The organism is Micromonospora sp. BL1 (assembly GCF_003667485.1).
Classification (GTDB): Bacteria; Actinomycetota; Actinomycetes; order Mycobacteriales; family Micromonosporaceae; genus Micromonospora; species Micromonospora tulbaghiae.
In genome coordinates this window covers 1-5,146 of sequence record NZ_RCVK01000185.1, presented here as the reverse complement: position 1 = coordinate 5,146, position 5,146 = coordinate 1, and the positions used below count along the sequence as shown (strand labels likewise).

Annotated in this window: 5 protein-coding genes; 1 reads left to right on the top strand and 4 read right to left on the bottom strand. The window is 73.3% G+C overall.

All coding sequences use genetic code 11. The features are described from left to right. From EAD96_RS08020 to leuC, 4 genes are all read right to left on the bottom strand, one after another. Window positions 1–1,851: endonuclease/exonuclease/phosphatase family protein (locus EAD96_RS08020; RefSeq protein WP_121683790.1), on the bottom strand; the 1,851-nt coding region annotated here is incomplete at its 3' end. Between the two features lie 134 nt (window positions 1,852–1,985). Then, window positions 1,986–2,591 carry an HU family DNA-binding protein gene (locus tag EAD96_RS08015; protein ID WP_030270029.1) on the bottom strand — a complete coding sequence of 202 codons (606 nt, stop codon included), beginning with the start codon at window positions 2,589–2,591 and terminating at the stop codon, window positions 1,986–1,988. A 159-nt stretch (window positions 2,592–2,750) separates the two neighbouring features. After that, window positions 2,751–3,338: a 3-isopropylmalate dehydratase small subunit gene (gene leuD / locus EAD96_RS08010; protein ID WP_120571216.1), complete on the bottom strand. Its 588-nt coding sequence runs from the start codon at window positions 3,336–3,338 to the stop codon at window positions 2,751–2,753. Between the two features lie 16 nt (window positions 3,339–3,354). Next, window positions 3,355–4,797: a 3-isopropylmalate dehydratase large subunit gene (gene leuC / locus EAD96_RS08005; protein WP_121683789.1), complete on the bottom strand. Its 1,443-nt coding sequence runs from the start codon at window positions 4,795–4,797 to the stop codon at window positions 3,355–3,357. Window positions 4,798–4,846: 49 nt separating this feature from the next. Here leuC and EAD96_RS08000 point away from each other — a divergent pair. Next, on the top strand, window positions 4,847–5,146 hold a 300-nt coding region (locus EAD96_RS08000; protein WP_147457853.1), incomplete at its 3' end, for a helix-turn-helix domain-containing protein.

Below are 5,146 nucleotides of genomic sequence, written 5' to 3'. Positions count from 1 at the left end.
CGGGCTGGTCCGCAGCGGCCGGGCCGCAGCCAGCGCGTCCACCAGGCCCGCGCGGGTGAACTCGGCGAACGCCGGGTCGTCCGGTTCGGTGTTCAGGTCGCCGCCGAGCACCAGTGGACGGCCGTTCGCGTACCGGCCGGCGAACGCGGCCACCTCGCCCGCCTGCTCGACCGGATCCCGGCCGGGCGGCGGTTGCAGGTGCGTGGCCACCACCGCCAACTCGCGGCCGCCGACCTCGAGCGTGACGCCGAGGGCCTGCGCCCCGGTCGGCGCGCCGTGCGCGGTGAGCCGCCGGGTCTGCCCGGAGCGCATCGGGAAGCGGCTGAGCACCGCGTCGCCCCAGACCGGGTCGGCGGCGGGCGCGAAGACGTACGGCATCCCGAGCCGCCCGGCCAGCAACGCCAGCGTGTCGTGGCCGCCGTTGAGCCACCAGCCCCGATCCACCTCGCTGAGCAGCACGACGTCCGCGTCGCGCAACTCGCGGGCCAGCGCGTCCAGGTCCAGCCGGCCGTCCAGGCCGAACCCCATCCGGATGTTGTACGCGGCCACACGTACCGCCGCCGGTGCGGTGGTGGCCCGGGCCGATGTGGGCGGCACGTGCAGCGCGGCGGCGAGCCCGGCCAGCGCGGTGAGCCCCGCCAGGGCCGCGACCCGGACCGTGGCGGGCAGCACCGGGCCGGGCGCTGCCGCGCCGCGCGACATCGGGGCGGGCGACGTCATGGCGGGGCGGACAGGCGCGGTAACCGCCACCAGAGCCACCAGGACGGCCGTGGCGACCGGAGCCCACCCGTTGGGGTACCCCACGTCGTAGGCGGCGTAGTAGGCCACCGTGGCCACCGCAAACACCAGCATCCCGAGCACCGCCACCCGTCCGCGCCGCGCCCCGGCCCGCCCGTCGTCACCGTTCCCGGCCGCGTCGTCGGCGGGCGTGTCGGTGAGCGCCAGGCAGCCGCCCAGGCCTGCGGCGGTGAGCAGGTACGCCGGGACGAGACGCCCGGTCACGAACAGCACCGACCCGGCGAGCAGCGCCAGCGGCCACAGCACCCGGGCCACGCGCGCCGGTGCCCGGAACAGTGCCGCCGCGAGGAACAGCAGCACCGCGAGCGCGCCCCACAGCGATCCGCCGGCCGGGCGGGCGAGACCGGGGAAATCCGGCGACCCGGTGCCGGCGGCGGCGCTCCAGATCGCCGGGGCGAGCGCCACCTGACCGGCCAGCAACAGCGCCGGCCCGCACAGCGACCAGGCCCGCCGGCCCGGGGTGGGCACGCGCCGCCCGGCGTCGCCGTCCGCCGCATCCGCCGCCGGCCGCGCCGCGTCGGCGCGTACCGGAGCGGCCGTCCGCTCCCGCCGTGCCACCGACGCGGCCAGGAACGCCGCTACCAGCGGGGCGCTCAGGCCCCAGCCGAGCACGCCGCCGCGCCACACCAGGTCCTCGGTGCCGAGCAGGGCGTGCCCGACCGCGTTCCCGGCCAGGCCGAGCGCCAGCCCGGCGACCGGCCTTGGAACCGACGCGGCGATCGCGGCGAGCCAGACCAGGCCCGCGAGCAGCCCGGCGCAGGCCAGCCAGAGCTGGGCCGGGCCGCCGGGTTGCGCGGTCAGCGCCAGCCGGGCCACCGCCAGCACGCCCGCGGCGACGAGTCCGACCGGGCCGGCACCCGTCCGGCGTACGAGCGTGGGCGCGGCGAGGGCGAGCAGGAACCAGCCGAGCGCGAACGCGCCGAGCAGTTCGGCCGGCGTCTCGGCGGCCTGGCCGAACAGGGTGATGATCGACGGCAGCCAGACCCGCAGCACGTCCAGCAGAATCGCGATGCCCAGCGCGAGCGCCAGGGTGGAGAGGTGACGGTGCCGCACGGGCGCCTCTTCTCGTGACCGACGGGGGTTTTCGGCACGGCGATTCTGCGGGGCGCGGCGGCGGGCGGTCAACGCGTACCCATGCGAAAGGGCGCCCACCGCGAACGGTGGGCGCCCTTTCGTGGGCCGTCCGGTCAGCGCCGGGTGGCGGCCTTCTTGGCGGGCGCCTTCTTCGCGGGCGCCTTCTTCGCCGCCGTGGTCTTCTTGGCCGTGGCGGACTTCGCCGCGGTCGTCTTCTTGGCGGTGGTGGTCTTCTTCGCCGCGGTGGACTTCGCCGCGGTCGTCTTCTTCGCCGCCGTGGTCTTGGTCGCGGCGGCCTTCTTCGCCGGCGCGGCCTTCTTCGTCGCGGTGGTCTTGGTGGCCTTCGCCGCCGTGGTCTTCTTCGCGGCGGCGGTGGTCTTCGCCGCGGTGGTCTTCTTCGCGGCGCCGGTGGTCTTCTTCGCGGCGGCGGTGTCCTTCGGCACCTTGCCGCTGGCCACCATCTCCTTGAAGCCCGCGCCCGCCCGGAACGTCGGGACGGAGGTCTTCTTGACCTTCACCGCCTCGCCGGTACGCGGATTGCGCGCTGTTCGGGCTCCCCGGACGCGCTTCTCGAACGCTCCGAAACCGGTGATCGCCACCTTCTCGCCCTTGGTGACCGCCGCCTGGACCTCAGCGAGAACCGCGTCGAGCGCGGCCGTCGCCGTCTTCCGGTCCCCCAGGCGAACGGCGAGCGCCTCGATGAGCTCGGCCTTGTTCACGACTTCCTCCCGATTGTGCAACTGACTCGACGCGAGCCATTCTGCGCGCACGGTATGCCCTGTGCTGCCTGGACACAAACATTCGGTGGAAAAAAGCCCTTGTGTCGCAACGGATTCGCCCCCACCGGATGCACCGGTGGGGGCGAATAGCGCTGGAAGTCAGGCGATCGAGGGCAGGAACGCCGGTCGGTCGGCCTCGTACGCGCTGATCTCGGCCTCGTGCCGGAGGGTGAGTCCAATGTCGTCCAAGCCCTCCATCAGCCGCCAACGGCTGTGGTCGTCCAGCGGGAACGCCCAGGTGGCGTCACCGGCGTGGACCTGGCGGGCGGCGAGGTCGACAGTGATCGGCGTGGTCGGCTCGGATTCCACGAGATCCCACAGTTCTTCCACGGCTTTCAATTCCAGCTCGACCGGAAGGAGACCTTCCTTGAGCGCGTTGCCGCGGAAGATGTCACCGAAGCGAGGCGAGATGACGGCCCGGAAGCCCCAGTCCCGCAGCGCCCACACGGCGTGCTCCCGGGAGGATCCGGTGCCGAACTCGGGGCCGGCGATCAGAATCGACGCACCCGAATGGACGGGATCGTTGAGGACGAATGACGGGTCCTCCCGCCACGCGTTGAACAGGCCATCGGCGAATCCGGTCCGGGTCACCCGCTTGAGGTACACGGCGGGGATGATCTGGTCGGTGTCCACGTTGGATCGGCGCAGCGGCACGGCCGTGCCGGTGTGGGTGGTGAACTTGTCCATCTGTCGGCTGCCCTTCTTACAGGTCGGCGGGGGCGGCCAGCCGGCCGACCACGGCGGTGGCGGCGGCGACCGGCGGGGACACCAGGTGGGTACGCCCGCCCCGGCCCTGGCGGCCCTCGAAGTTGCGGTTGGAGGTCGAGGCGGAACGCTCGCCCGGCTTCAGCGTGTCCGGGTTCATGCCCAGGCACATGGAGCAGCCGGCGAAGCGCCACTCGGCGCCGGCGTCGGTGAAGACCTTGTCCAGCCCCTCGATCTCGGCCGCCTCGCGGACCGCGGCGGAGCCGGGGACCACGAGCATGCGTACGCCGTCGGCGACCCGCCGCCCGCGCAGCACCTCGGCGGCGGCCCGCAGGTCCTCCAGACGGCCGTTGGTGCACGAGCCGACGAACACCACGTCCACCGCGAGGTCGCGCAGCGGGGTGCCCGGGGTGAGGTCCATGTACTCCAGCGCCCGGCGGGCGGCGACCCGCTCCGGCTCGGTGACGAACTCCTCCGGGTCCGGCACCGTGGCGCCCAGCGGCACGCCCTGCCCGGGGTTGGTGCCCCAGGTGACGAACGGCGTGATCCGGCTCGCGTCCAGCGTCACCTCGGTGTCGAAGGTCGCACCCTCGTCGGTGGGCAGCGTCCGCCAGTACTCCAGCGCCGCGTCCCAGTCGTCGCCCTGGGGCGCGTTGGGCCGCCCCTTCAGGTACGCGAACGTGGTCTCGTCCGGCGCGATCATGCCGGCCTTGGCGCCCCACTCGATGGACATGTTGGCGATCGTCATCCGCCCCTCCATCGAGAGGTCGCGGATCGCCTCGCCCCGGTACTCGACGATGTGACCGCGTCCACCGCCGGTGCCGACCTGCGCGATCAGCGCGAGCACCAGGTCCTTGGCGGTGACGCCGGGCGCCAGCTCGCCGACGACGTTCACGGCCATGGTCTTCGGGCGGGCCTGCGGCAGCGTCTGCGTGGCCAGGACGTGTTCGACCTCACTGGTGCCGATGCCGAACGCCAGCGCCCCGAACGCGCCGTGGGTGGCGGTGTGCGAGTCGCCGCACACGATCGTCATGCCGGGCTGGGTGAGGCCGAGCTGCGGGCCGATGACGTGCACGATGCCCTGGTTCTCGTCGCCCAGCGTGTGCAGCCGGACGCCGAACTCGGCGCAGTTGCGACGCAGCGTCTCGATCTGGGTGCGGGAGGTGGGGTCCGCGATCGTGAGCAGGTCGCCGCGCCGGGAACGGAACGCCGGGTCGTCGTACCCGGTCGGGGTGTTGTGGTCCTCGGTCGCGATCGTCAGGTCGGTACGGCGGACCCCGCGCCCGGCCAGACGCAGCCCGTCGAACGCCTGCGGGCTGGTCACCTCGTGCAGCAGGTGCAGGTCGATGAAGAGCAGGTCCGGCTCGCCGGCGGCGGAGCGGACCACGTGTGCGTCCCAGACCTTCTCGGCCAGGGTCCTCGGTTGAGTGACTCCCACCATCTGGACATCCTAAATTCTGGGAGGTAAATTTCGGCTTGTGGGACACAGTATGAGCGGTGTCGGCGTTCTCGACAAGGCGGTGGTCATCCTGGCCGCCTGTGTCGACGGCGCCAGCCTGGCCGAACTCGTTGAACGCACCAAGCTGCCCCGGGCCACCGCGCACCGGCTGGCACAGGCGCTGGAGATCCACCGGATGCTCGTCCGGGACACCCAGGGGCGCTGGCGCCCGGGTCCACGCCTGGGCGAGCTGGCCAACGCGGCCCCGGACGTGCTCCTGACCGCCGCCGAGCCGCTGCTCGCCGCGCTACGGGACGCCACCGGCGAAAGCGCCCAGCTCTACCTGCGCCGC

Bases quoted from the DNA above. Each gene is read 5' to 3' on its own strand.
- leuD (WP_120571216.1), bottom strand. From the start codon at position 3,338: ATGGACAAGTTCACCACCCACACCGGCACGGCCGTGCCGCTGCGCCGA.
- leuC (WP_121683789.1), bottom strand. From the start codon at position 4,797: ATGGTGGGAGTCACTCAACCGAGGACCCTGGCCGAGAAGGTCTGGGAC.